Source organism: Nocardiopsis synnemataformans, assembly GCF_965343085.1.
GTDB lineage: Bacteria > Actinomycetota > Actinomycetes > Streptosporangiales > Streptosporangiaceae > Nocardiopsis > Nocardiopsis alborubida.
This window is the reverse complement of the sequence record NZ_CBDRFA010000011.1, coordinates 36943-62295: the sequence shown is the minus strand read 5'-3', so window position 1 is coordinate 62295 and position 25353 is coordinate 36943. Positions and strand designations below refer to the sequence as shown.

General features: G+C 73.2%; 21 protein-coding genes and 1 pseudogene. 13 read left to right on the top strand and 9 right to left on the bottom strand.

What is annotated here, in order from left to right; translation table 11 throughout:
• Nucleotides 1-130: 130 nt before the first annotated feature.
• The 4 genes from ACSIH6_RS08590 to ACSIH6_RS08575 all read left to right on the top strand — a co-directional run bounded on the left by ACSIH6_RS08590 (nt 131) and on the right by ACSIH6_RS08575 (nt 5304).
• The gene (locus ACSIH6_RS08590) at nt 131-1642 is read left to right on the top strand and encodes a CPBP family glutamic-type intramembrane protease (protein WP_435107684.1); all 1512 of its coding nucleotides are present in this window, start codon (nt 131-133) and stop codon (nt 1640-1642) included.
• A gap of 117 nt (nt 1643-1759) precedes the next feature.
• The gene (locus ACSIH6_RS08585) at nt 1760-2839 is read left to right on the top strand and encodes an RNA-guided endonuclease InsQ/TnpB family protein (protein WP_435107683.1); all 1080 of its coding nucleotides are present in this window, start codon (nt 1760-1762) and stop codon (nt 2837-2839) included.
• Nucleotides 2840-3056: 217 nt separating this feature from the next.
• A complete protein-coding gene (locus tag ACSIH6_RS08580; protein WP_435107682.1) occupies nt 3057-3848 on the top strand; it encodes an alpha/beta hydrolase in 792 nt (263 codons plus the stop codon).
• A gap of 82 nt (nt 3849-3930) precedes the next feature.
• A complete protein-coding gene (locus tag ACSIH6_RS08575; protein ID WP_435107681.1) occupies nt 3931-5304 on the top strand; it encodes an MFS transporter in 1374 nt (457 codons plus the stop codon).
• A 103-nt stretch (nt 5305-5407) separates the two neighbouring features.
• On the opposite strand, the gene ACSIH6_RS08570 is transcribed toward ACSIH6_RS08575, so the two are convergent.
• The 3 genes from ACSIH6_RS08570 to ACSIH6_RS08560 all read right to left on the bottom strand — a co-directional run bounded on the left by ACSIH6_RS08570 (nt 5408) and on the right by ACSIH6_RS08560 (nt 8126).
• Entirely contained in the window at nt 5408-6376 is a 969-nt protein-coding gene (locus ACSIH6_RS08570; RefSeq protein ID WP_435107680.1) for a coiled-coil domain-containing protein, read from the bottom strand.
• Nucleotides 6377-6619: 243 nt separating this feature from the next.
• The gene (gene def, locus ACSIH6_RS08565) at nt 6620-7174 is read right to left on the bottom strand and encodes a peptide deformylase (protein ID WP_435107679.1); all 555 of its coding nucleotides are present in this window, start codon (nt 7172-7174) and stop codon (nt 6620-6622) included.
• Nucleotides 7175-7313: 139 nt separating this feature from the next.
• Nucleotides 7314-8126: a nucleotidyltransferase domain-containing protein gene (locus tag ACSIH6_RS08560; protein WP_435107678.1), complete on the bottom strand. Its 813-nt coding sequence runs from the start codon at nt 8124-8126 to the stop codon at nt 7314-7316.
• Between the two features lie 856 nt (nt 8127-8982).
• On the opposite strand from ACSIH6_RS08560, the gene ACSIH6_RS08555 reads away from it, so the two are divergent.
• The gene (locus ACSIH6_RS08555) at nt 8983-9660 is read left to right on the top strand and encodes a sirohydrochlorin chelatase (RefSeq protein ID WP_435107677.1); all 678 of its coding nucleotides are present in this window, start codon (nt 8983-8985) and stop codon (nt 9658-9660) included.
• Between the two features lie 365 nt (nt 9661-10025).
• Nucleotides 10026-10955: an aminoglycoside phosphotransferase family protein gene (locus tag ACSIH6_RS08550; RefSeq protein WP_435107676.1), complete on the top strand. Its 930-nt coding sequence runs from the start codon at nt 10026-10028 to the stop codon at nt 10953-10955.
• Between the two features lie 114 nt (nt 10956-11069).
• Here ACSIH6_RS08550 and ACSIH6_RS08545 read toward each other — a convergent pair whose 3' ends face one another.
• Both ACSIH6_RS08545 and ACSIH6_RS08540 read right to left on the bottom strand, forming a co-directional pair.
• A complete protein-coding gene (locus ACSIH6_RS08545; protein WP_150252903.1) occupies nt 11070-11765 on the bottom strand; it encodes a response regulator in 696 nt (231 codons plus the stop codon).
• Nucleotides 11746-14298, bottom strand: coding sequence for an ATP-binding protein (locus ACSIH6_RS08540; RefSeq protein WP_435107675.1), 2553 nt, complete (start codon nt 14296-14298; stop codon nt 11746-11748). Before ACSIH6_RS08540 ends, ACSIH6_RS08545 begins: the two co-directional genes overlap by 20 nt.
• A 180-nt stretch (nt 14299-14478) precedes the next feature.
• Here ACSIH6_RS08540 and ACSIH6_RS08535 point away from each other — a divergent pair, with 180 nt between their 5' ends.
• The gene (locus ACSIH6_RS08535; protein WP_435107674.1) at nt 14479-15384 is read left to right on the top strand and encodes a hypothetical protein; all 906 of its coding nucleotides are present in this window, start codon (nt 14479-14481) and stop codon (nt 15382-15384) included.
• A gap of 183 nt (nt 15385-15567) precedes the next feature.
• The gene (locus ACSIH6_RS08530; RefSeq protein WP_435107673.1) at nt 15568-16527 is read left to right on the top strand and encodes a hypothetical protein; all 960 of its coding nucleotides are present in this window, start codon (nt 15568-15570) and stop codon (nt 16525-16527) included.
• 76 nt (nt 16528-16603) lie between these two features.
• Here the strand turns inward: ACSIH6_RS08530 and ACSIH6_RS08525 are convergent, their stop codons facing one another.
• Nucleotides 16604-18214 (bottom strand): FAD-binding oxidoreductase, encoded by a 1611-nt coding sequence (locus ACSIH6_RS08525; protein ID WP_435107672.1) that lies wholly within the window; start codon nt 18212-18214, stop codon nt 16604-16606.
• A 17-nt stretch (nt 18215-18231) separates the two neighbouring features.
• Here ACSIH6_RS08525 and ACSIH6_RS08520 point away from each other — a divergent pair, with 17 nt between their 5' ends.
• The 4 genes from ACSIH6_RS08520 to ACSIH6_RS08505 all read left to right on the top strand — a co-directional run bounded on the left by ACSIH6_RS08520 (nt 18232) and on the right by ACSIH6_RS08505 (nt 22343).
• Nucleotides 18232-18837, top strand: coding sequence for a TetR/AcrR family transcriptional regulator (locus tag ACSIH6_RS08520; RefSeq protein ID WP_435107671.1), 606 nt, complete (start codon nt 18232-18234; stop codon nt 18835-18837).
• Nucleotides 18834-20369 (top strand): glycerol-3-phosphate dehydrogenase/oxidase, encoded by a 1536-nt coding sequence (locus ACSIH6_RS08515; protein ID WP_435107670.1) that lies wholly within the window; start codon nt 18834-18836, stop codon nt 20367-20369. The genes ACSIH6_RS08520 and ACSIH6_RS08515 overlap by 4 nt, the downstream gene beginning before the upstream one ends.
• 213 nt (nt 20370-20582) lie before the next feature.
• Nucleotides 20583-21137 (top strand): ATP-binding protein, encoded by a 555-nt coding sequence (locus ACSIH6_RS08510; protein ID WP_150252908.1) that lies wholly within the window; start codon nt 20583-20585, stop codon nt 21135-21137.
• A 318-nt stretch (nt 21138-21455) separates the two neighbouring features.
• Nucleotides 21456-22343, top strand: coding sequence for a bile acid:sodium symporter family protein (locus ACSIH6_RS08505; protein WP_435107669.1), 888 nt, complete (start codon nt 21456-21458; stop codon nt 22341-22343).
• Between the two features lie 46 nt (nt 22344-22389).
• Here ACSIH6_RS08505 and ACSIH6_RS08500 read toward each other — a convergent pair whose 3' ends face one another.
• A complete protein-coding gene (locus ACSIH6_RS08500) occupies nt 22390-23034 on the bottom strand; it encodes a LuxR C-terminal-related transcriptional regulator (RefSeq protein WP_435107668.1) in 645 nt (214 codons plus the stop codon).
• Nucleotides 23022-24239, bottom strand: coding sequence for a sensor histidine kinase (locus ACSIH6_RS08495; protein WP_435107667.1), 1218 nt, complete (start codon nt 24237-24239; stop codon nt 23022-23024). Before ACSIH6_RS08495 ends, ACSIH6_RS08500 begins: the two co-directional genes overlap by 13 nt.
• A gap of 180 nt (nt 24240-24419) precedes the next feature.
• On the opposite strand from ACSIH6_RS08495, the pseudogene ACSIH6_RS08490 reads away from it, so the two are divergent.
• Nucleotides 24420-24692, top strand: a pseudogene (locus ACSIH6_RS08490) (mycothiol transferase); the annotation flags it as partial.
• A 62-nt stretch (nt 24693-24754) separates the two neighbouring features.
• Here ACSIH6_RS08490 and ACSIH6_RS08485 read toward each other — a convergent pair.
• Entirely contained in the window at nt 24755-25276 is a 522-nt protein-coding gene (locus tag ACSIH6_RS08485) for an LURP-one-related/scramblase family protein (protein WP_435107666.1), read from the bottom strand.
• Nucleotides 25277-25353: the final 77 nt, after the last annotated feature.

Below are 25353 nucleotides of genomic sequence, written 5' to 3'. Positions count from 1 at the left end.
TGTGGCCTGTGCCACTTCTACGGTCACCCTTCTCGGGCCGCACGGCAAGAGGTGGTCAGGGGGCGGAACAGCCCATGGGCGAAATACGGCATGTGCACTATGACTCGTTTCGGACCTCTACTATTGCCCCGTGCCATGGTCGGAGTCTCTCCCTCAGTTCAGCCTCGCCGGGACCGTTCTGACGGTCCTGCTGCTCCTCTTCGCGGCGCTCGGCGAACCCCTCCTCGGCAGGAGGGCGTTCACGTGGCTGTCCCGTAGACGCGACGGCGACGCGCGGGCCCTCACGCTCCTGCACGCCGTCACGATGGGGATCCACGTGCTGTGGGGCCTGGTGGTCTTCGGGGTGCTGCTGCTCTCGCCGAACCTGGTCGCCGCGGACCTGGGTCTGCGCCTGCCCGACGCGTGGGGGCCGATCGCGGGCGGCGCCGTCGGCGGCCTGCTCGCCCTCACGGTGTTCTGGCTGCTGGTCAACGGACTCCCGAAGGGGCCACGGCGCTCCAGCCGTGGCCGCGACCGCGGCGGGAGGGGACAGCGCACCCGGGGCAAGGGCGCACGCGGGCGGCGCTCCGCCGCACCGCTCCGCCTTCCCGAACCCGAACGCGACCGGGGGCTGCTCGCACCGCGCACCACCGCCGAACGGGCGATGGCCGCCGGGGTGGCCGTCACCGGGGGCGTGTTCGGGGAACTGCTCTACCGGGGCCTGTTCATCCTCCTGGTCGCCAGCATGGGCGTTCCGCTGTGGATCGCCGCCGTGCTGTCGGTGCTGTTGTTCTCCGTGGCGCACCTCTACCAGGGCTGGTGGGGCCTGGTCAGCGCCGGTGCGTCCGGCACCCTCTTCACCGTTCTGTACCTGGGGACCGGAAGCGTCTGGGTACCGGTCCTGGTCCACGTGGCGCTCAACCTGCGCTCCCTGGTCTTCCCGCCCGCCGACGTCCGCGAGGCGGGGGAGCGGGAGTACCACGAGGAGGAGGGGGACCCCGACGCCTACGACGAGTACGACGACCACGAGTACGACCACGAGGACGGGCCCGCCACCGGGGAACTGCCGCTGACCGACGTCGGGGTGGACGAGGGCGCGGACGGGCGAGCGGGTACGGCAGCGCCGCCCCCGCCGCCGGGCACGGGGACTCCCGCCCACGGGACTCCGTCCCACAGAGCCCCGTCGGGCTACGGTGACACCCCCGGTCACAGCGATGCCTCCGTCTACGGGTACCTCCCGGCCCAGGGCGGGGACTTCGGCCACGGAGACCCCTACAACACCCACGGTGGCGCCGCCCAGCAGGACCAACAGGACCTGTACAGCGGCCTGTCCACGGGGGGACCACCCTCCTCCGGCCACGGCGACCACCTCGGTGGCGGCGGTTCTCCCGGATACGGTGACCACTCCCGTGGCGGCGCCCCGACCGGTTACGGCGATCAGCCCGGTTACGGCGACTACCGCCCGGACAGCACGCCCCACCCCGCCCCGTCGTATCCCGGCCCCGTTCACCCCGGCCCTTCCCGCGGCGGTCCGTTCCCTCCCCACCAGCCCCCGGGAGACTTCTCCCACGACGACATCCTCGGCGGTGACCGCCGAGACGAAGGCCACGGGGAACGCCGCCTGTACCCGGACGAGTGGATCGACCGCCGTTACCGGTCCTAGCCGAGAGCGCTCCGGGGTTCACACCGGGGGCGGATCGGGTTCGAACTTCCCCTGTGTCCTTGCCCGGTGACGTTCTGTCGCAGCCTGCCTCTACTGTCAGGGGTATGCAGCTGCGGTATGCCTTTCGGGTGCGCCCGTGTGGTCTACAACGACGCCCTGCGAGCCCGTGAGACCGCCCGCGCGAACGGTGAGGCGTTCCCGACTACCGGGAAGCTGTCCAAGCAGCTGATCACCCAGGCGAAGAAGACGCCCGAGCGGTCCTGGTTGGGTGAGGTGTCATCGGTGGTGCTCCAGCAGGCGCTGCGCGATCTGGACACCGCTTACCGCAACTTCTTCGACTCCCTCAAGGGCAAACGCAAAGGTCCCAAAGTGGGTGCGCCCCGGTTCAAGACGCGTCGGGACCACCGCCAGGCAGTCCGCTTCACCGCCAACGCCCGATGGAAGATCACCGAGGCGGGCAAACTGTCCCTGCCCAAGGTGGGTGAGGTGAAGGTCAAGTGGTCGCGGTCCCTGCCCTCGGCTCCGTCCACGGTAACCGTGATCAAGGACGCGGCGGGCCGGTACTTCGCCTCGTTCGTCGTGGAGACCGATGACCAGCCTCTGCCTGAAACCCCGGCTGATGTGGGGATCGATCTGGGGTTGGGGCACTTCGCGGTACTCTCCGACGGCACCAAGGTCGCCAATCCCCGGTTTCTGCGCCGGGCTGAGAAGAAGCTGAAGAAGACCCAGCGGGCTCTGTCCCGCGCACAGCAGGGGTCGGCCAACCGGGCTAAGACCCGGCTCAGGGTCGCCCGTGCGCATGCGCGGGTGGCCGACTGCCGCCGTGAGTTCCACCACCAGCTCTCCACCCGTATCGTCCGCGAGAACCAAGCGGTGTACGTGGAGGACCTGTGCGTGAAGGGGCTCGGGCGCACCCGGTTGGCCAAGAGCGTGCACGACGCCGGCTGGTCGGCGTTCGTGGCCATGCTGGAGTACAAAGCCGCCCGGTACGGGCGCACCTTCGCCAAGGTGGGCCGGTTCCTGCCCTCCTCACAAACCTGCTCGGTCTGCTATGTCATCGACGGGCCCAAGCCCCTGCACGTGCGTGAGTGGACGTGCAGGGGCTGTGGGACCGTCCACGACCGGGATGTGAACGCGTCCCGGATCGTGCTCGCCGCTGGACGCAAACTCGCCCAAGGGCGGGAAGCGGAGAGTTGAAACGCCTGCGGAGGTTGGGTAAGACCAACCGTCCCTTCCAGGGGCGGGGGTACCGGCCAGCGAAGCAGGAACCAACGGGCGCCGTGAGGCGTACCGCGCCCACAGCCGCGAGGTGGTGGGAATCCCCGGGCCCATCCCGGGGAGGACGTCAAGGTGACGGAAACACCACACCGGGGTCCGCCCCCGACCGCTGGAGCTGATCGGGCACGATGGTGGGGTGTCCGACGCTATTGACCACCCCCGCGCCCAACCCCGTGAGCACCGCCACCGGCTGACCACCTCCGACGGGGTCGACATCGACGCCGTGCTCCTGCGCGGCGCCGAGTCCCGCACCACCGCCGTGATCCTCGCCAACGGGTTCACCGGCACCCACCGCAACCCGAGCACGCGTGCCGTCGCCGAAGCACTGCTCCCCTTCGGTGACGTGATGACCTTCGACTTCCGCGGCCACCACGGCTCCGGCGGGCTCAGCACCGTCGGCAACGCGGAGATCCACGACCTGGAGGCGGTCGCGGTCCGCCTCCGGGAACTCGGCTACACCTCCCTCTCGTCCGTGGGGTTCTCGATGGGCGCGGCCGTCGCGATCCGGCACGCCGCCATCTACGGCGGAATGGACGCGGTGGTCTCGGTCAGCGGCCCCAGCCGCTGGTACTACAGGGGAACACGCGCCATGCGGTTGCTCCACCTGGCCATCGGCCGCAGGGCGGGACGCCTGTTCCTGCGCAGCTTCCGCAAGGTCAGGGTCGTCAACCGCGAGTGGGACCCCATGCCCGCCGAACCCCGGGAGATCGCCGGGGAGATCTCCCCGACACCCCTGCTGGTCGTGCACGGGGACTCCGACGCCTACTTCCCCGTCTCCCACGCCACCGCCATCCACGACGCCGCCAGGGAACCGCGCGAGCTGTGGATCGTCCCGGGGATGGGTCACGCCGAACGCGCCGTGACCCCGGAGCTGACCGTGCGCATCCGCGACTGGCTCGTCGGGAGGGTCGGCGGCGAGAACGGCTGAGCGGGGCGGCCGAACAGGGCGGCTGAGCAGGGCGGATCAGCGCCGCGTCGACAGGTGTGCGCGTGTCGGCTAGAAAGGACGGATGATCCGATCTCGTTCGTCCTCATCCGGGAACGGAACACCGTCGGACGCGGCCCCGACCGGGGCCGCGTCCGACGACAGCGGTACCAGCGACACAGCCAACGGCACCAGCGCCACCCCGCCCGCCCTCCCCGGCCTGCGCGGACGGGGCTTCGCCCTGCTCATCGCGGCGACCGCGATCGGTCTCTGCGGCTTCGCGGCCGTCCTACCCCTGGTCCCCCTGTGGGCCACCCGCGGCGGCGCGGGCGAGTTCGGCGCCGGAAGCACCACCGCCGCCTTCATGCTCACCACCGTGCTCACCCAGCTCGCCATGCCCTGGCTGCTGGAGAGGGGCGGCTACCGCTGGGCGTTCCCGGTCGGCGCCCTGGTGATGGGACTCCCCACCCCGCTGTTCGCCCTGACCGCCGACCTCGGCCCGCTGGTGGCCGTCTCGGCGGTGCGCGGCGTCGGCTTCGGCATGGTCAGCGTCGCCGGGACCGTGCTCGCCGCCCGCCTGGTCCCGCACCACCAGGTCGGCCGGGCCACCGGCTACTACGGGCTGGCGGTCGGCCTGCCGCAGGTGCTCATCCTGCCCGGCGGCGTGGCGCTGGCCCTCAACATCGGCTTCGACACCGCGTTCTGGCTCACCGGTCTGTGCTCGGTCCTGGGCGGGGCCCTGGCCTGGGGCATCTGGTACGCCGACGGCGGCCGCAACCGGTCGGCGCTGCGGAGCACGGCCCGGCCCGCCGCCCCGGACCCCGCCTCGGCCGCCGACTCCGGCTCCGCACCGGACGCGCCCTCGGACCGCCCGCTGCTGCGGGCGCTGGCGGCGCCGCTGGTGCTCATGCTGCTGACCGCCTCGTCGGCCAGCGCGATCATCACCTTCCTGGCCATCCCCCTGGCCGAGGCGGCGTGGCTGGTGGGCGGAGCCCTGGCCGCCTACGCGCTGGCGGTGGTGGTCGGCCGCTGGACCGCCGGGATGCTGCACGACCGCCACCGGCGCGCCCTCCTGCTGCTGCCGGGCATGGTCGGCGCGGTCGCGGGGATGGCCCTGGTCACCGTCGCGCTGTGGTCGCTCGGGGACGCCCCGGACGCCGGGACGGCACTGCTGGTGCTCCTGGGGGCGGCCGTGTTCGGCCTCGGTTTCGGAGCGGTCCAGAACGAGACCGTCACCCTCATGCTGAACCGCGCGGGTCCGGCCGGGTACGGCCGGGCCAGCGCGGTGTGGAACATCGGCTACGACGCGGGTTCGGGGGCCGGGGCGATGGTCCTGGGACTGCTGATCCAGCTGACGGGCTACGGGCCCGCGTTCGCGGTCACGGCCGTGGCGCTGCTGGCCTCGGTGCCGCTCGCCCTCGGCGGGCGCGCGGCGCGCGGAGCCCGCTCGCGCGGCTGAACCCGACCCCTCCGCCGTGGTCTTGTACCTACAGCGCGTCTCGACCGTCCAACCTCGCTACAAGTACAAGATCATCGCAGTTCAGGCCCGTTTCCAGCGTCCACTAGTACGACGAGATGTGCACGTGGTCGTAGTGGTTCTGGGTGTTGTCGCCACGGTCCTCCATCCACTTCCACTGACGTGACGCGGAGTGCCAGATCTGCTGCTCCCAGATGATGTACTTGATGCCCAGCCGGTCGGCGTTGTCGATCCCGAACTGGGAGATCTGCGAGCCCAGGGACTGGTTCGCGGCTGAGGGCAGCGCACCGCCCGCGCTCATCATGAAGTCGCAGGCCCGGCCCACGCCGTGGTCGTCGGCGCTGGAGCGCAGGCAGCCGACCGGGTAGGGGGCGCCGAAGGTCTGCACGATCTCGTCGCGGATCGCCGCCATGCGCGGCGTGGCCCCGTCCCAGCCCCAGCCCTGCGCGCTGGCCGGGATGGTGCCGGTGCCCGGAGTCTCGGGGATCTGCTCCGCCTCGTACTCCTCGATCCTGGCCTCGACCTCGTCGCGCTCCTCCTCCAGCGTCTCGATGAGCTCCTCGGCCTCGGTCAGCTCCGTCTGGAGCTCCTCGGTGACCAGGGCGGCCTCGTCCCGCGTCTGGACGAGCTCGGAGATCTGCTCGGACTGCCTCTGCCCGAGATAGCTCAGGGTCGCGGCGTCGGTGAACATGCTCTCCGGGTCGCTGGAGAAGACCACCTGGAACGCCGGGTCGAGGCCGCCGCCGCTCTTGTACTGGGTGGAGGCGACGGTGGACACACCGGTCCGGGAGGCATCCAGGCGCTCCTCGACCTCCTCCAGGTCCTCCTCGGCCTTGTCCACGCGTTCCTTGATCTCGGTGAACTGGAGGAGCTCTCCGTCGTAGCTCTCCTCCAGTTCCTCGGCCCGCCGGTTCAGTTCGTCGATGTCCACCTCGTCGTTGTCCGGCTCCGCCAGCGCCGTTCCGGGCAGGGCGACCAGCAGGGTCGCCGCCAGGGCGGTGAGGGACAGAGCGGCACGCCTGCCGCGCGTGAATGAGGGAGAAGTGGGTGTCATGTCTGCTCCGAGGATGGTCCGAGCGCATCCGGTTGGCCTGCGGCATGTGACGGGGGGCGCCGCGGCGACGGGAGATGCTCAGCAGACCATACGAGATCTTGGCGTTACATGCCTAGTGCGTTACTCACGTGACTTGGGAGATTGCGCGGGGATGTGTCCGAAGATACCCGGAGTCGGGGACCGGACCGAACCCCGGCCGGTCGTCCCGGACCCGGGCCCACCGGACCGAGGCCGGGAGGAGCGTCAGCTCGCGCCGCCGAAGGCGCTGGGCAGCCGCACGCCCGCGGGCTCGGGCGGCTCGGTCGGCATGAACCAGTCCGAGCGGCGGATGTCGCGCAGGGCCCGCTTGCGCGTCTGCGGGGTCAGGCGCTCGATGTAGACCACGCCGTCGAGGTGGTCGGTCTCGTGCTGGAGGCAGCGGGCCATCAGCCCGGTCCCCTCCACGGTGACCGGTTCGTTGCGCAGGTCCACCCCGGTGACGACGGCGCGCTCGGCCCGTGTGGCGGGGTACCACAGTTGGGGGACCGACAGGCAGCCCTCGTCGCCCTCCTGGACCTCCTCCGACAGCTCGGCGATCCGCGGGTTGATCACGTAGCCGATCCGGCCCTCGACGTTGTAGCTGAACACGCGCAGGCCCACACCGATCTGGTTGGCGGCCAGGCCCGCCCGCCCGGGGGGCTCGACCGTCTCCAGGAGGTCGTCCACCAGCGCCCGGGTGTGCTTGTCGAACCGGGTGACGGGGGTGGTGGGCGTGACGAGGACGGGGTCGCCGAAACGGACGATGGGGCGCATGGTCATGTGCCCCAGGGTAGTCGGGAGCGTGCTCCCGGCGGTACGCAAGCGGAGAAGCCGGGCCTCGGCGACCGCACGGGGAACTCCTCCAGCCCGTCCAAGGGCGGTTCGGTCCCCGGCGGCCCCAGCGGTGGCTCCGAACGGCTCAGGCCGCGGCCAGGCCGGGGCGCAGGGAGTCGTCCAGCACCATCTCGATGTAGTCCAGGGCGGCCCTGCGCCGGGCCAGCGCGCTCTCGTACAGGGAGGGCGCGCTGACGTTGCGGCGCACGCGCAGGCACTCGTTGACGATGCGCTGCCACCGGTCGGGGAAGGCGTGCAGGGCGTAGGTGCCCGCGCCGGTCTTGGAGGTGATCTCCCCGGTCTTGAGCGTGAAGTGCAGGCGGCTGACGCTCAGCACGCTCCAGGAGGGCGCCAGGGAGCCCAGGACGGCCAGGCCGCGGGGCGTGACCAGGCGGCCCGCCTTCTCGCGCCAGCGCCGCCACTGCTCGTCCAGGGAGCCCAGCGACCAGGCGCGCAGGCTCTCGGGCTCGTCCCACACGTCCAGTTCGAGCGGGTGCGGGCCGCGCACGGTCACGCCGTGCTCGGCGAGGATGTGCCATGTGACGGGGTTGACGTCGGCGCTGGCCCGGCTGCGGAACCGGCCGCCGATCACCGAGGCGACCGGGCCGCAGGCCGCGGGGTCGCGGGTGAGGTCGTCCCAGGTGACGTGGACGCCGTTGAACTGGGGTCCGGTGGCGGCGCGGGTGCGCGCGTGGACGCGTCGCAGCAGCTCCAGCTCGTGCCTGCCGGGCGTGTGACCGGTGACGATGACGAAGTCGACGTCGCTGGTGTGGGGGCGGAAGTCGCCGAGGGCGACCGAACCGGTCAGGTAGAGGCCTTCGACCAGGCCGGGGGCCTCCTGGTCGGCGTGCGCGAGAAAGGTCTGGGCCAGCGTCTGCACCCGAGGGTGGACGGCCATGCTCACTCCAGTCTGGATGGTTCGGTGCGGATCTGGGGGCGCGGCCCGTCCGGAGGTGGGGAGTCCGGTCGGGCGGCGGCCCGGAGCGTTCCCGCGGCGGGTGCCGCCTGCGGGTACGCGCTCCATCTGTACCAAGTGTGAGCGGGCCGAGGGGGTCATGGCAAGTGATCACGCCGGACCCGCATCCTGTCCCCCCACGTCAGGTGGTGTGCGGCTATGGAGGCTTGGGGGAGTGCGCACCCTTGACAGCAAGGGGCGTGATGTGCAATGGACTCGCGCGCGCGTGCGGGACGGCCGGAACGGGACGGCGTCGCACCGGGCCGGACGGCGGTCGGACAGCGGTCGGAAACGGCACGCTCCGAGGAGAAGCGAAAATCCGCGTCCCCTCAGGCAGGGCGGCTGCCGCACATTCCGCAGCACGTGCATCCGCACCTGGCGAATGCATGAGAAAAGCTTTGCCGGGTATTTCTCTAGAGAGGTCCGGACGAAAGCGGATATTCGTCCGTCGGAGAATGGGGTGTGGTGTCCGACATGTCCCGCCGGGGGGCGGTGCCGGGGTGAGGAGGGAGGGGCGGTCCGTCGGGGCAGGTGGGGGATGTCGACCCTCTCAGTGCCAAGGATAGTCCCCTTCGCCCTCCGGGTCCCGTGAGTCGTACGCCACTCTCCCCGGAAGTGGACACGCCCCGTTTTTTAGGCGATTGTTATGGTTCACGGAGACTCTCGGTGGTCATAACCACCACAGCCATTGTTCGCTTTTTTCCTCCGCGTAACACGGCAGAACCCCCGTGAAACTGAGCCGCTTTACGCTCGGCGGGCAAGGGCAGTTCTCCCCCCAGATGTACCGAAGGAGCCGTGCATGGTCCCGACGATGGTCCTCGTAGCCGACGACTCACGTGACACCCACCGCCGGGAAGCCCTGTGGGGCCTGGCCGAGGCGGTGGCCAGCAGGGGAGAGGTGCCGGTGACCCCGGCCTTCGGCAGCCTCGACGACGTCGCCGCCACCGTCCACTCCGTCCGGGGGCCCAAGGTGGTCGTCCCCGCGTTCGTCGCGGGCGGCGACGTCGCCAGCGCCCACCTGCTCTCCCGGCTCGACCTCGGCCGTATGCGCGACTCCTGCCAGACCCCGCCCCTGGGCGCGGTCCCGTCGATCGTCGCCGACCTCGCAGGGCGGCTGACCGACTCCGGCTGGGGTTCGTCCGACGGCGTGGTCCTGGCCGCCGACGGCACCACCGGCACCGAGGAGCGCCAGGTCGTCATGGACGTGGCGCGCATGCTCAGCCGCCGCCTCGACTCCCCGGTCCAGGTGGGCTACCTGCGCACCTGGGCGCCGTCGGTGCTGGACGCCGTCGACCGGCTGCGCCGCCACGGCCAGGACAACGTCGCCGTCGCCGCGTGGAGACTCGTCGACGGACCCGACTTCGACCTGCTGCGGGGTCTGGACGTCACCGCGATCACCGAGCCCCTGTGGCCCTCCGAGCTGGTCGTGGACACCCTCCTCGCCCAGCACCGGGCGGCCAAGGGGCGCCTGGCCTGAGGCCGCGGGCCCCGACGGGCCGACACCGAAGGTGACACCGCCGACCGCGCGGGTGATCGGAGGAGTTCGGGGCGTCGCGGGGCCGTTACCGGGAGCGCGCCGGTGGGTATGGGGCAAACGGGCGGGAACTCCCCGCACCCACAAACGCGGTACCCGTACCGCGCCGCCTCCCGTACGGCGCGGCAGCGACCGGACGCGACTCCTCCGGCGGCCCCCTGCTCCCCGTCGGCGCGGAGGATCCCCCGCGACCGGCCCGGGACCCGAACAGCGCCCGTGCGCCGTGGACCGTGCGGTCCGCGGCTCCGCCGACCCGTGAGGGGCCCGATCCGAACCGTCATCGACGCGAGCGAACCTAAGGTGGATGTATGAACGACGTCACAGCGCAGTTCGTCGATGACCGGCAGCGTCGGCGTCTGGAACGGCGCTTCGGCAGCCACGTCGGCGAGTGGCTGACCGAACTTCCGGGGATCGTCGCCAAGATCGCCTCCGAGTGGGAGCTGACCGTCGAGGGACCGGCACCCCACGGCCGGACCTCCGTCGTCGTCTGCGTCGTGCGCCCGGACGGCGACCGCGCGGTCCTCAAGCTCTCCCCGGACACCGGCCTGGCCGCGTCCGAGGCCGGGGTGCTGCGGATGTGGGAGGCCTCCGGGCGCGTGCCCCGCGTGTGGGAGGTCGACGACGCGCGGGGGGCCATCCTCATGGAGTGGATCGACGGCGACACCGTCGTGGAGGGCGGGCGGGTGCCGCCGATGGAGACCGTCGGCGCGCTCATCTCCCAGCTGCACTCCGTCGAGGTGCCCCGGCGGGAACTGCTCGAACTGCGTCCGCTGACCTCGCGGGTGCAGTTCGTCTTCGACCTGTGGAACCGGGAGCGCGCCGAGGGGCCCGCCGCCGAGGTGGTGTCCGCGTCCGCCATGCACCAGGGCTTCTGCCGGGCCCGCGACCTGGCCAACGGCACGGTGGACGTCGTGCCCGTCCACGGAGACCTGCACCCGGGCAACGTCATCGACGGCGGTCGGCGCGGACTGGTGGCCGTCGACCCGCGCGCCTGCCTGGGCGACGCGGCGGTCGACGCCGTGGACTGGGCCCTGTGGAAGGCCACCAGCCTGCCCGAGGTGGTGCGGCGCGTGGACGCGCTCTCCGGCGTCCTCGGCGTGGACGGAGACCGGATGATGGCGTGGGTGCGCGCGTTCGCGCCCTGCCTGGCGGTGGCCAAGGCCAACCGCGGCCACGGCGGCACCGACGAGTTCGACATGCTCATCGAGCTCTCGGAGGGGGAGGCCTTCGTCCTGTGACCCGCGCCGGTCACCCGTGCCGATGACTTCCGCCCCGGCCGCCGCCGGTCCGGACCCGTGCCGATGACTTCCGCCCCGGCCGCCGCCGGGCCGTCCCGGCACGGGTCGACGGGTTCAGTCCCCGGGCTGCGCCGAGCCGACCCTCTCGAAGCGGTAGCCCCGGCCCGCCTCGGTGATCAGGTACCGCGGGCACGCCGGGTCGGGCTCCAGCTTGCGGCGCAGCTGCGCCATGTACACCCGCAGGTAGTTGGTCTCGCTCTGGTAGGCCGGGCCCCACACGTCGTGCAGCAGCTGGCGCTGGCTGACCAGCTGACCCGCGTGCCGGGCCAGGATCTCCAGGATGTGCCACTCCGTCGGGGTGAGCCGGACCTCCTCGCCCTCCCGCAGCACCCGCTTGGCGCCCAGGTCCACGGTGAAGGAGGGCGTGCGCACCACCGGGGCCTCGTCGACGCGCACCGACCGCCGCTCCGCCGCGCGCATGCGGGCCAGCAGCTCGTCCATCCCGAACGGCTTGGTGACGTAGTCGTCGGCGCCCGAGTCCAGGCAGCGCACCTTCTCCCCGGCCGAGTGCCGCGCCGACAGCACGATGATCGGCACCTGCGACCACCCGCGCAGCCGCTGTATGACCTCCATGCCCTCCATGTCGGGCAGCCCCAGGTCGAGCAGGACCACGTCGGGGTGGTTGTCCGCGGCCAGCCGCAGCGCGGACGCCCCGTCGGCCGCGGTGTCCACGTCGTGCCCGCGCGCCCGCAGGTTGATCCGCATCGCCCGGATGATCTGCATGTCGTCGTCAACGACCAGGACCCGCATCGGTCCCCTTCCCGTCTCCGGCGTCCGTCTCGCTCTTCTCCACAGCACGGAGCGTGAAGACCATGGTCAGACCGCCCCCGGGGGTGTCCTCGGGGTCGAGTCTGCCGTGCATCGCCTCAACGAAACCACGCGCGACCGCCAGCCCCAGCCCCACCCCCGTGCCCTGGGGGGCGTCGCCCAGGCGCTGGAAGGCCTCGAACATGCGCTGTTTGCCCTCGTCGGAGACCCCGGGCCCGCGGTCCACTACGCGCAGCTGGACGCTGTCGCCGTGCGCGCTCGCCGAGACCAGCACCGGCAGGCGCGGGTCCGGGTTGTACCGGACCGCGTTGGAGATCACGTTGGCCACCGCCCGCTCCAGCAGCCCGGCGTCGACACGGACGCGGGGGAGGCGGTCGGGTACGTCCACCACGACCGCCTCGTGCGGCAGGCCCAGCAGGGTGACGGGCACGACCTCCTCCAGGCCCACCGCGCGCAGCTTGGGGCGCACGTTGTCGGTGTGCACCCGGCTCATGTCCAGCAGGTTGTCGATCAGCCGGTTGAGCCGGTCGGTGGACTCCTCCACCGTCTCCAGCAGGTCCTCGCGGTCCTCCTCGGTGAGGGTGATGTCGGTGGCGCGCAGGCTCGACAGGCTCGCCTTGATCGAGGTCAGCGGGGTGCGCAGGTCGTGCGAGACCGCGGCCAGCAACGCCGTGCGGATGCGGTTGCCCGCCACCTGGCCGCGCGCCTCGGCCGCGTCCCACTCCAGCCTCTGGTGCTCCAGGGCGATGCCGATGTGCGCGGCGAAGGCACGCAGCACGCCCCGGTCGGCGGCGGGCAGCACCCGGCCGCGCAGCGCCAGTGCCAGGTTGTCGGAGATCGAGACCAGGACGTCCGACTCCTCGGGGGACTCGCACGCCGGGGCGCCGACGCTGTGCGCCGCCCGCCAGCGCTCGTCGTCCAGCCGCTCCAGCAGGGTCGCCGACCGCTGACCGAAGGTCTCCCGGATCCGCCGCAGCAGTGCCTGGAGGGGTTCCTTGCCCGCCAGGACGCTGCTGGCCAGCAGCGTCACCGCGTCTGCCTCGGCCCGGGCGCGCGCGGCCTGCGCCGACCGGCGTGCCGCCATCTCCACCACGATCGCCACCAGTGCTCCCACCAGGGCGAACGCGGTCAGCGCCAGTATGTTGTCCAGCGACACCGGCGGCCGCCCGTGCAGCGGGGACAGCAGCACGGTGAGCAGCACCGCGCTCCACAGCGCCGACACCAGGGCGGGGCGCAGGCCGCCCACCGCCGCGGTGGCCACGGTGGCCAGCAGCAGGAGCATCGCGTCCGAGGCCGCTCCCACGTCCTCGAACAGGGGCAGCGCCATCACCAGCGACAGCAGGGTGGGCGCCAGCAGCGCCAGCGACCAGCCGGTCACCCGGCGGTGCTCGCCCAGCCCCCGGCCGGGCGGCGGCAGCGGCCACCGCCCGCTGCCCACCCGCTCGTGGGTGACGATGTGCACGTCGATGTCCCCGGAGTCGCGCGCCACGATGGCCCCGACCCCGGGGCCGAACACGTACTGCCAGGTGCGGCGGCGCGAGGACCCCAGCACGATCTGGGTGGCCTGCACGCCCCGCGCGAACTCCAGCAGCCCGGTCGGCACGTCGTTGCCGACCACCTGGTGGTAGGTGCCGCCCAGCTCCACGAGCAGCCTGCGCTGCCGCAGCAGGTCGTCGGTGGGCGCCTGCGCCATGCCGTTGGGCGGCACCACGTGCACCGCCAGTAGGTGACTGGGCTGGGGGTGACCGCCCCGCGAGCGGGCGGCCACGCGGGCGGCCCGCCGGATCAGCGTCTCGCCCTCGGGGCCGCCGGTGAGCGCCACCACGACCCGCTCCCGGGCCTCCCAGGTCCGCCGGATCTCGTGCTCGCCGCGGTAGCGGGCCAGGCTCTCCTCCACCCGGTCGGCGGTCCACAGCAGTGCCAGCTCGCGCAGCGCCGCCAGGTTGCCCTCCCGGTAGTAGTCGGCCAGGGCCGCGTCCACGCTCTCGGCCGGGTGGATGTCGCCGCGCGCCATCCTGCGGCGCAGCTCCTGGGGGGTGACGTCCACCAGTTCGACCTCCGCGGCGCGGCGCACCACGTGGTCGGGGACGGTCTGCCGGGGGCGCGCGCCGGTGATCTGGTGGACCACGTCGTTGAGGGACTCCAGGTGGTGGATGCCCACGGTGGACAGGACGTCGACGCCCGCATCCAGCAGCTCCTCCACGTCCTGCCAGCGGGTGGCGTTGGGCGAGCCGGGCGGGTTGGCACGGGCGAGGTCGTCGACCAGCGCCGTCGCCGGGGCGCGCGCGATCACGGTCGCGGTGTCCACGGAGCCGGACGCCAGCGGTGGAACCCGCTCCAGCCCCTCCAGGAGCGCGGAGGTCCGTGCGCGGCGGTGGGTGTGGGCGGCCGCGACCACGACGTCGGTGCCGCGTTCGGCCCGGCGGCGGGCCTCGGCCAGGGCGTTGTGCGTGGTGCCGACACCGGGGGCCGATCCCAGATAGATGCGGAGCTTTCCTCGTGCCACGGCATCCATTGTCGGGGCAGCGGAGGGCCGCCGCGGCCGGTTCCGCGGTGTGCGCGGTCCCGCGGGCGGGAGAACCGGTCATGGGAGGATCCGGGGAAACAAGGGACCTTGGTCGGCAAACCCCCGAAGCGGTACGCGCATCAGAGGGGACGTCACGTGATCGCGCCTTTCCCGAGGAGACCCTTCCCCATGTCCGTTCCCCCGCCCCAAGGCCCCTTCGACCCCAACCAGGGGCCGCACCGACAGGGCCCCTACGAGCAGGGCCCGTACGGCACTCCCGGTTACCAGGGCCCCTCCAACCCCAACCAGGGCCCCTACCAGCAAGGTCCGTACGGTCCTCCCGGTTACCAGGGCCCTCCTGGATACCAGGGACCCCCCGGAGGCCAGCCGCCGCAGGGACCCCACCCGCCGACCGGTCCCCCCGGGCCCTCGGGTGGAAAGAACCGCCGGAACCTGCTGATCGGCGGCGCGGCCGGCGCGGCCGTCCTGCTGGTCGCCGTCGTCGGCGTCGCCGTGGCCGTGTCGGGGCCCAGGGCGTACACCTCGTTCCCCGACTGCGAGGAGGCCCTGCCCCTGGAGATGTTCCAGGAGGCGATCGAGACGCAGGACCTCGAGATGTCGGGGGAGTTCTCCCCCGCCGAGGACGGTGACGACGGTCGGGGCCAGCTCCACTGCGAGGTGGCCGCGGGGGACGGGGAGAGCTCCTTCACGGTGATGGTCGGCCTCTTCGAGCCGGAGGGCACCGACATCGAGGAGCAGCACGAGGAACTCCTCGACGTTCTGGAGGGGGCCGAGGGGGCGCTGCCTCCGGGAGAGGTCGGCGAGCTGTCCTTCGAGGACGGCATGGACTTCGACGAGGCCGTCTGGCAGCCCACGTCACATGGTGACGGCGGCTACTCCGTGGCCTCCTCCGACGCGATGTTCGGCACAGGGGAGCACTCCGCCTCCAGCACCTTTCTCGTCGACAACCTGGTGGTGATCGTCTTCTACGGGTACCCGGAGGGTGAGCAGGAGCTCCCGGACGGAATGGAGCGGGTGGAGGACCTGGCCGGCGAGATCGAGGGCCAGCTCGCCTCGGTCGGCGAGACCGAGTAGGCCGGTTGCGGCCTCGGGTATGACGCGACGGCCCGGGTTGGGAATACTTGGGGTGACATACCGACGCACACGCCCGGGCCTCCCACACGGGACGGGGCGGTGCCCGGCCGCCGCGCGCGGCCGACGAACATTGGTGAGGAGGCGCGGCGTCCGTCCGCCGGACGGGTCGACGCCGCAGAGCCGATGACCTATCCCCCGAACGACGGTTCGTTCCCCGGTCCCCCCGGAGGGCAGCCCTTCCCCGGCCAGCCGGGCCAGCCCCATCCGGGATCACAGCCCCAGCCGGGCTTCCCCGGGCAGCCGCGTCCCGGACCGCAGGCCCCGGAGGGTTTCCCCGGGCAGCCGGGGCAGCCGCCGGGCGGTCGGCCGCCCTTCCCGCCCGGCCACTCCCACGTCCCGCCCGCCCAGCCCGGATACGGCGTGTCCGGGGGCACGCCGCCACAGCAGCCGCCCGTCCCCGGCCACCCGGCGCAGCCCGGTCCGCCCCGGCGCCCCCGCAGGGGCCTGGTCATCGGCGGCGCCGCCGCGGCGGTCCTGCTGGCGGTCTCCCTCGGCGTCGTGGTGTGGAACATCGCCGACGGCCGCCCCTACGCCGAACTGCCCAGCTGCGGACGTCTGCTGCCCGCCGAGGTGGTGGACGCCGTGCCCGGCACCGAGAGCTCCCGCGCCGAGGGCGAGTTCACCTCCGTCGAGGACGACGAGGCGGGGTACCTGGCCGAGGGGGGCATGCTCGGCTACCTCAGCTGCAGCGTCGGGAACGTCGACGCCTACCCCGTACACGTCATGGTCTCCCTCTTCGAGTACGAGGACGGCGGGGAGATCGTCGAGGAGCTCCACGGGGAGCTGGAGGACGAACTCCGGGACCGCGAGGAGGGACACCACGAGGAGGAGACGGTGGTCCTGGACTGGCGCCCCGTGTCCGCGGGCGACACCGGATACGCGGTCCTCTACGAGAGTGACGAGTACAGCGACAGCGACGCCTACGGTGCGGTGTTCTTCGCCACCGTCAACGTGACGGTCTCGGTCTCGGTCTCCTACACGGTCGGGGACGACGGCGTCGAGGAGGCCGAGACGCTGGACTTCCTCGCCGACTTCGCCGGACGGGTGGAGCGCCAGCTCTCCCGCGAGAGCGAACGGGCCTGACGTCCGCCCGGGGACGGGCGACCGGCCCCGGGCCCCGGCCGGACGGCGTCCCACGGGGTCCTGACCGGACGGCGCCCTACGGGGCGGGGATGAGCTTGCCCGGGTTCAGGACGCCCACCGGGTCCAGCGCGGCCTTGACCGCGCGCAGCACCTCCCCGCCCAGGGGGCCGATCTCCGCCGCCATCCACGGCAGGTGGTCGGTCCCCACCGCGTGGTGGTGGGTGATCGTCCCGCCGTTGGCCGCGATCGCCTCCGAGGCGGCCCGCTTGGCACGGCCCCAACGCTCCAGCGGCGCAGCCCCGGCCGCCGTCACCACCGTGAAGTACAGCGAGGCCCCCGTGGGGTAGGTGTGCGACACGTGGCACATCACCACGGCGCCGCCCTCCCCGTCCTCCAGCGCCCCGGTGAGCGCGGCGGAGACCGCCGCGTACAACGGGAGCAGGCCGCTCCAGGGTGCCGCGGTCTCCAGGGTCTCGGCCAAGGCCCCGGCCGACAGCAGGGAGTCGCGCAGGTAGGGCGCGGAGAACCGGTTGTCCCGCCAGTGCGCCACCGGTTCGGGGCCCAGCGGGGCGCCGCCCGCTCCGGCCATGGCCTCCCGAGCCGCGGCCGCGCACACGTCCACCTCGGCGCCGGTGCCCTCGAAGCCCAGGACTGCCTGGCAGCCGGGCAGGGCCTCGCGCCCCGCCATGGCCGCTCCCACGAAGGTCTCCGCCTCGTCCAGGACCCGCGCCATGGTCGGCCGGATCCCGGACTGGGCCAGGGTCCGCAGCGCGTCCATCCCCGTCGCGAAGTCGGGGAAGGACCACGCCTCGTCCAGCACGCGCTCGGGGCGGCGGCGGATCCGCAGGCCCACCTCGGTGATCACGCCCAGTGTCCCCTCCGAGCCCAGCAGCAGGCGGCCCAGGTCCGGCCCGGCCGCCGAGGCGGGCGGGCCGCCCGTGTCCAGGGTGCCGCGCGGGGTGGCCGCGCGCAGCGAGACCACCATGTCCTCGAAGCGGCCGTACCCGGAGGAGGCCTGCCCGCTGGAACGGGTGGCCGCGTAGCCGCCGACGCTCGCGTACTCGTAGCTCTGCGGCAGGTGCCCGAGCGTGCACCCGTGCTCGGCCAGCAGCGCCTCGGCGCGCGGTGTGCGCACGCCCGCGCCCAGGACGGCGGTCATGGAGGCGGTGTCCACCGACACCAGCCGGTCCAGGCGGCGCAGGTCCAGGCAGACCACGGCGCGCAGGCCGCCGCGCAGGGGCGTGACCCCGCCCACCACGCTGGTGCCGCCGCCGAAGGGCACCACGGACACGCGCTCGGCCGAGCACACCTCCAGGACGCGCTGCACCTGGTCGTGGTCGGCGGGGTACAGGACGGCGTCCGGGGCGGGGTCGGCCCTGCCCGCGCGGCGCAGCAGCAGGTCGGGGGTGCTCTTGCCGCCGCTGTGGCGCAGCCGGGCGGCGTCCCCGTCGTCCACGTGGCCGGGCCCGACCACACCGGAGAGCAGTCCGCGCAGCCGCCCGTCCAGCCGTGAGGGGGCCAGCTCTACCCGTTCCTCGGGGACCGGCGGCAGGTCCGCGAGCGGGGCCCGCAGCACCTGGGAGACCAGGTCGCGCAGGCCGGGGTCCAGCGCGCGCGCCCGGGCGGGGTCGCCCCACGCGAACCAGCTCATCTCGGGGGCGGGCCCGGGGGAAGTGTCGTCAGTCATGCTCTACAGTTTTACATATGGCGTCAATAAGTAACGTTGAAGACCGCATCCTGGACGCGGCCCGCGCCTGCGTCGAGGCCTTCGGGGTGCGCCGCACCACCCTGACCGACGTGGCGCGCCGCGCCGGGGTCAGCCGGCCCACCGTGTACCGGCGCTGGCCCGACGCGACCGCGCTCGTCGCCGACCTGCTCACGCGGGAACTGCGGCGGATCCTCGCGGAGGAGGGGGACGGCTCCGGCGGCGGGTCCGCGGAGGAGAACGTGCGCGCCCGACTGGTCCGGCACGCGGCCGGGGTCGCCCGCGCGCTGCTCGCCCACCCGCTGTTCGTCCGGATCGTGGACACCGAGCCCGAACTCCTGGCGACCTACACGTTCCAGCGGCTGGGCACCAGCCACCGCGCGGCCCTCGAACTGGTGGAGCCGGTCGTGGCCGAGGGCCAGCGCGACGGATCGGTGCGCGCGGGCGACCCCGCGGTGCTGGCCCGCCTCGTGCTGGTCACGGTCCAGGGCACGGTCACCTCCCGCCGACTGTTCGCCGACGTCACCGACGAGTCCGGCCTCGTTGACGAGCTCGCCGCCCTCCTGGACGGCTACCTCCGCCCGCCGAACCGGGAGAACCCATGAGCCCCGCGGTCCACACGTCCTCCTCCCTCAACACCGCCCGGCGCGCGGCGGACCTCGCCGCGCTGGAGCACGACCCCCGGATCGACCTCCTGGTCGTCGGCGGGGGAGTGACGGGCGCCGGCGTCGCGCTCGACGCCGCCTCGCGCGGCCTGTCCACCGTCCTGGTCGAACGCCACGACCTGGCCTTCGGCACCAGCCGCTGGAGCTCCAAGCTGGTCCACGGCGGCCTGCGCTACCTGGCCAGGGGGCAGGTCGCCATCGCCTACGAGAGCGCCCGCGAGCGCGACGTCCTCATGCGGGTCACCGCGCCCCACCTGGTGCGGCCCCTGCCCATAGTCGTCCCGGTCCACCGGGGGACCGGACTCCCACGCGCCCTGCTCGTCCGCGCCGGGGCGGGGATGGGCGACCTGCTGCGGGTCCTGGCCGGGACCCCCGGCGGGGTGCTGCCCCGGCCCCGGGTGGTCGGCCCGCGCCAGACCCTGCGCCTGGTCCCCGGCGTCGCGCGGCGGGGGCTGCTCGGCGGCGTCGTGACCTTCGACGGCCAGCTCGTGGACGACGCCCGCCTCGTGGTCGCCCTGGCGCGCACCGCCGCCCGCGAGGGCGCCCGGGTCCTCACCCGCTGCTCGGCCGAGAGCCTGGCCGCCGACGGCGCCGTGCTGCGCGACGGGGTGACGGGCCGGATCGTCCCCGTGCGCCCGCGCGCGGTCGTCAACGCCACCGGCGTCCACGCCGACCGGCTCGACCCCCACGTACGGCTGAGCCCCAGCCGGGGCAGCCACCTGGTGTTCGACGGCGCCTCCCTGGGCCGTCCCCGGGCCGCGCTCACCGTGCCGGTCGACGGCAGCGCCAGCCGCTTCGTGTTCGCCCTGCCCCAGCCGGACGGCCGGGTCCTGGCCGGGCTCACCGACGAGCCCGTGGACGGCCCCGTCCCGAACGTGCCCGAGGTGCCCGACAGCGACGTGGACTTCCTGCTGGACCAGTTCAACCGGGCCCTGGAGACCCGCCTGGACCGCGGCGACGTCCTCGGTGCCTTCGCCGGGCTGCGCCCGCTGGTGCGCGGGGCCGGGGACAGCGCCGACCTGTCCCGCGAGCACTCCGTCACGGTCGCCCCGAACGGCACCGTCACCGTGGTCGGCGGCAAGCTCACCACCTACCGCGCCATGGCCGAGCAGGCCGTCGACGCCGCGGTGCGCTCCCGCGGGCTGTCCGCGAACCCCTGCCGGACCCGCACGCTGCCCCTGGTCGGCGCCGCCCCGCACGAGGAGCTCGACGCCGTGGCCGCCCCGCGCCGCCTGGTGGCCAGGTACGGCACCGAGGCGGTCGACGTGCTGGCCGAGGCCGACGCCGACCCGGCGCTGCTCACCCCCCTCGTCCGCGGGGTCACCGGGGCCGAGCTCCGGTTCGGGGTGCGCCACGAGGGGGCCATGGACGCCGCTGACCTGCTGGACCGCCGCACCCGGGTCGGGCTCGTACCCGCCGAGCGGTCCGCGGCCGAGGCCGCCGCCGAGGAGGCGCTCGGGGCCGTGGGCTGAGCGGCGGGCCGGGCCGGGGAAGGCGGACCGGAGAACGCGCGGGATTTCGGGGACTCACCACACCCGCATCCCCTGTCCCACAGGGGTCTGATCGCGTAAGGTCGTAGCCGTTCCCGCCGCCCCTCCCCCGAAGGCGGTCCCGGGACGCTCCCGCAGCCGCCCCCTCCCACGGTTCGCCTGCCCACTGAGCCGCCCCGCCGAAGGAGTCCTCCCATGCCCACGCTCGTCTCCGTGCCGGCTCTGGCCAAGGCCGAGGACACCGTCCTCACGGATGTCCCGGACGAGTACCGGCACTACTTCAACGGACGGCCGCCGGTCCCCTTCACCAAACGCCACTGGGAGTTCCCCGGAGAGCCCGCGGGCGTGCCGCTGGCCCGCGCCTTCCTGGACACCTGCGCGGCCACCCGGGACAGCGACTACCGGTACGTCTTCTCGCTGCTGGGCACCGAGCTGGCGACCAACGCCATCCGGCACAGCCGCTCCGGCGAGGAGGGTCAGACCTTCGTGCTGCGGGTGACCCGGGCGCCCAACGGGCTCACGCTGGTCTGCCGGGACAACGGCAGGCCCACGCGCTCCCAGCCCGGAGAGGACGGCCCGCTGAGCGCCGGACCGCTGGAGGGCGACCGGCTCACCGCGGAGAACGGCCGGGGCCTGGCCCTGGTCGACAGCTTCGCCACCGCCTGGGGCGACAACGGCCACCCCAGCATCCGCAAGGTGTGGTTCCACCTGGCCTACGACCTCACCGGCAGCTCCTGGCCCGCCGCCTGAGCCCTGCCGGGGCGGGGCCGGGGAGATCCGGGCGGCGCGTGCGGGTGACTGAGCCCTGCCAGGGCCGGGGACGGGGAGATCCGGACCGGGCGTCCGCTCTTGTCACCCGGGCGGGGGCGTGCCAGCATACTGGCCAGTAGCCACATGTGGCGCGGATCACGGGACGGCGCGATCCCCGATCCGCACGGGCCGGCGGGCCCGTAACACCGCACGCGGCGCCCCAGGCCGGCACCCTCACCTCCGCGGTCCGCGACGGCCGGCCACTCCCCCGACCGCCGAACCGCGCCCCCCGCGCGGCCCGCCCCGAGGTGTCCGCCCATGGATTCCACCATCGCCACGATCGCGCTCCCGGCGGCACTCGCCGTCATCATGCTCGGCCTCGGCCTGAGCCTGACCGTCGGGGACTTCGTCCGGCTGACCAGGATGCCCGGCACGGTCGCGCTCGTCCTGGGCTGCCAGATCCTCGTCCTGCCCCTGGTCTGCCTCGTCCTCGTCCTGCTCTTCGACCCGCCGCCCGCCCTGGCGGTCGGCATGATGTTGCTCGCCGCCTCGCCCGGCGGCACCACCGCCAGCCTGTACAGCTACCTGTTCCGCGGCAACGTCGCGCTCAACATCTCCCTGACGGCGCTCAACTCCCTCACCGCCATGGTGACCCTGCCGCTGATCACCAACCTGGCGATCGCCCGCTTCATGGGCGACGGCGACACCCTCGGCCTCCAGGTCGGCAAGGTCCTCCAGGTGTTCGCGGTCATCCTGGTCCCCGTCGCGGTCGGCATGCTCGTCAGGGCCCGTGCGGACGCCTTCGCCCGGCGCATGGAGAGGCCGGTCAAGATCGCCTCCGTCGTGGTGCTGTTCGGCGTCATCGCCGTCGCGCTCTACCAGGAACTCGACAACATCGGCGACTACATCGTGTCCGTGGGGCTGATGGTGCTGCTGTTCAACATCGCCAGCCTCACCATCGGCTACTGGGCGCCGCGCGTCCTGGGCACCGGCCGCCCCGAGGCCATCGCCTCCTGCATGGAGATCGGCCTGCACAACACCACGCTGTCCCTGGCCATCGCGCTCAGCCCGGCCCTGCTCGGCAGCACCGAGATGGCCGTCCCGTCGGCGGTGTACGGCGTGCTGATGTTCTTCACCGCGGCCGCCACCGGCCTGCTGATCACCCGCAGGGGTGCCGGTGGGGAGGCCCCGGCGCCCGGCCGCTGATCCGCTCCCCGTCGGGTGCCACCCCGCCGGAACCGGCCGGGACCGCTCACCTGCTGCCGAGGTAGGCGAGCACCGCGCGCACCCGGCGGTGCCCGCTGTCGGAGGGCGAGAGCCCCAGCTTCGCGAAGATGTTGCCGACGTGCTTGTGCACCGCGTTCTCCGTGACCACGATCCGCTCGGCGATCTCCCCGTTGTCGAGCCCCTCCGCCATCAGCGCCAGGACCTCGTTCTCACGCCGGGTGAGCGACTCCAGGGGGTCGCGGACCCGGCGGGCCAGCAGCTGCCGCACCACCGCCGGGTCCATCACCGTGCCGCCCCCGGCCACCCGCCGCAGCGCGTCCACGAACTCGCTCACCCGGCCCACCCGGTCCTTGAGCAGGTAGCCCACGCCGCCGCGGCCGTCGGCCAGCAGCTCCCCGGCGTAGTCCCTCTCCACGTACTGCGAGAGCACCAGCACCGGCAGCGCCTCGTGCCTGCGGCGGGCCCCGATCGCCGCGTGGATGCCCTCGTCGCGGAAGTTCGGCGGCAGCCGCACGTCCACGATGGCCAGGTCGGGCCGGTGACGGTCGACGGCGTCGGCGAAGGCCGCCGCGTCCGCGGCCACCTCGGCCACCTCGAAACCCCTGGTGGAGAGCAGCAGCTCCAGTCCCGCCGACAGCAGCACGTTGTCCTCGGCGATCACGATCCGCACGGTATCTCCACGTCGATCACGGTCGGCCCGCCCGCCGGGCTGTCCACGCGTACCGTACCGTCCAGGGCGGCCACCCGGCGGCGCAGTCCCCGCACCCCGCTGCCGCGCTCCTCGTCCACCCCGCCTGATCCGTCGTCGCGCACCGTCACCCGCAGCACGCCGTCCGCCCGCTCCAGGCGCACGGAGATCTCCTCGGCCCCGCTGTGCTTGACCGCGTTGGTGACCGACTCGGTGACCACGAAGTAGGCCGCGGTCTCCGCCGCCACTGGCAGCGTGCCCAGCTCGCCCACGTCCAGGCGGGTGGGAACGGTGGTGCGGGCGGCCAGCGCGGTCAGCGCCCCGGCCAGGCCCCGGTCGGCGAGGATCGGCGGGTAGATGCCCTGGATCACCTCGCGCAGCTCGGCCATCGCCTCCTCGGCGCCCTCGTGGGCGTTCCCGAGCAGCGCGGCCACGGCCGGGTCCTCCACCGCCTCCCGCGCCACGCCCACCTGCATCGCGATCGCCACCAGCCGCGCCTGGGTGCCGTCGTGCAGGTCGCGCTCGATCCGGCGCAGCTCCGCGCCGTGCGCGTCCACCACGTCGGCGCGCGTGCGGCTCAGCTCGTCCACCCGGGCCGCCAGCAGCTCCGCCTCGGTGGGGGCCAGCAGCGCCAGGGTCATGCGGGCGTGGGCCCGGGCCGCCGGAACGGCCGCGCCCAGGCCCAGCGCGCACCCGACCACCGTGTACCCGATCCCGGTGACCAGCGCCGTGCCCCAGTCCAGCACCGGAAGCCACAGGAGCTGCAACGGCTCCGCCTCCGGAACCGCCCACCAGAACAGGTACTGCGGCGCGCTCAGCGGCATCGCGAGGGCCAGCAGCCCCACGAGCCCAAGCACGGTGCTGGCCGGCGCGAACGCGGGCAACCACAGCAGGACACGGCGGGTGGACGGCCGACCCCACAGCTCCCGGAAGCCGGACGCCTCCCTGCCGCGGACGCGCGGAACCGGCACACCCAGGAAGCGGGAGGCCCACCCCTGGTGCCAGGAGGCCCACCGGCCGAGGAGCCCCATCCAGCGCGGGAGCAGCACGAACCCCAGGCCCCCGACCGGGATGGTCAGCGCCACGGCCAGGGTCAGCGGCAGCATCGCCAGCGTCACCAGTCCCGAGCCCAGGACCACCAGCAGGTACGTGCTGGCCCTCAGCGCCCGCCTCCAGACCACACCCATCCCCGTCGTCCCTTCCTCACGCCCGTCGACCAACGAACGCCCGTCGACCAACGACAGTCTGGTCCATCGCGAACACCCCGGGCACTACAGCCAGCCACCGTCTCCAGCGGGGGGAGAACCCGGCGGCGGGTGCCGGGGCGCCGGGCGCGGACCGTCGTGGGCCGGGAGCACACTGGTGGCATGCACGCGATCCCTCCCGTCCACCGCTCGCCCAGCTGGGAAGGGGCCGACCGACCGTTCCTGCCCCTGGCCGGGAGCGAACGCGAGATCCTCACCGCCTACCTCGACTGGCACCGGGCCACCTTCGCGGCCAAGTGCGCCGGGCTCACTCCGGAGCAGCTCTCCGCGAGATCGGTGGAGCCCTCGGACACGAGCCCGCACGGACTGGTCCGGCACCTTGCCGGGGGCGAGCGGTGGTGGCTGCGCATCCGGTTCGCGGGCGAGGAGCTGCCGCTGCCGTACTACTCCGACGACGATCCCGACCAGGACTTCGACGACGTGGCAGGCGACCCGGCTCAGTCCTGCGGCCCCTCCTCCTCGTCGTCCTCGTCGCGGGTGAGGGTGTCCACGGCCACCGCCACGCCGATCACCAGGGCGGGGTCCCCGGCGAGGTCGGCGCGGTGGGTGTTCACGTCCACCGCGTAGGTGTCCAGGACGCGGAACCACTTGCGGGACACGTGCGCGACGGTGCCGTGCTCGTCGCTGATCACGTACTCCTTGCCGAGGAAGTCCCCGGTCACCTCCCAGTCCGGTGCGCCCTCCACCTCCACCACGAGCTTGTCGCGCAGCGGGTTGACCAGGCGCTTGCGCACGGTGGCGGTGGCGCCGCCCTCCCGCTCGACCCTCATCTGGTCGCGCAGTCTGAACAGCTTCTTGCGGATGACGGCCAGGACGGTGCCGTCGGTGTCCTTGAGCTCGAAGGTCGTGCGCAGCCGCAGCGCCTTGCCGTCCACGAGGAAGACCTTCTCACCCGCCTCGTCGGTCACCCAGTAGTCGTCACCGATGTCGAAAACGCGTTCGCGTACCAGGAACTTCATGTCTCGAAGTTAGGGCACGCGCACCCGCCGCACCAGAGGCCGCCCACGCCTGTGGACAACGCCTGCGGGGCAGGGCC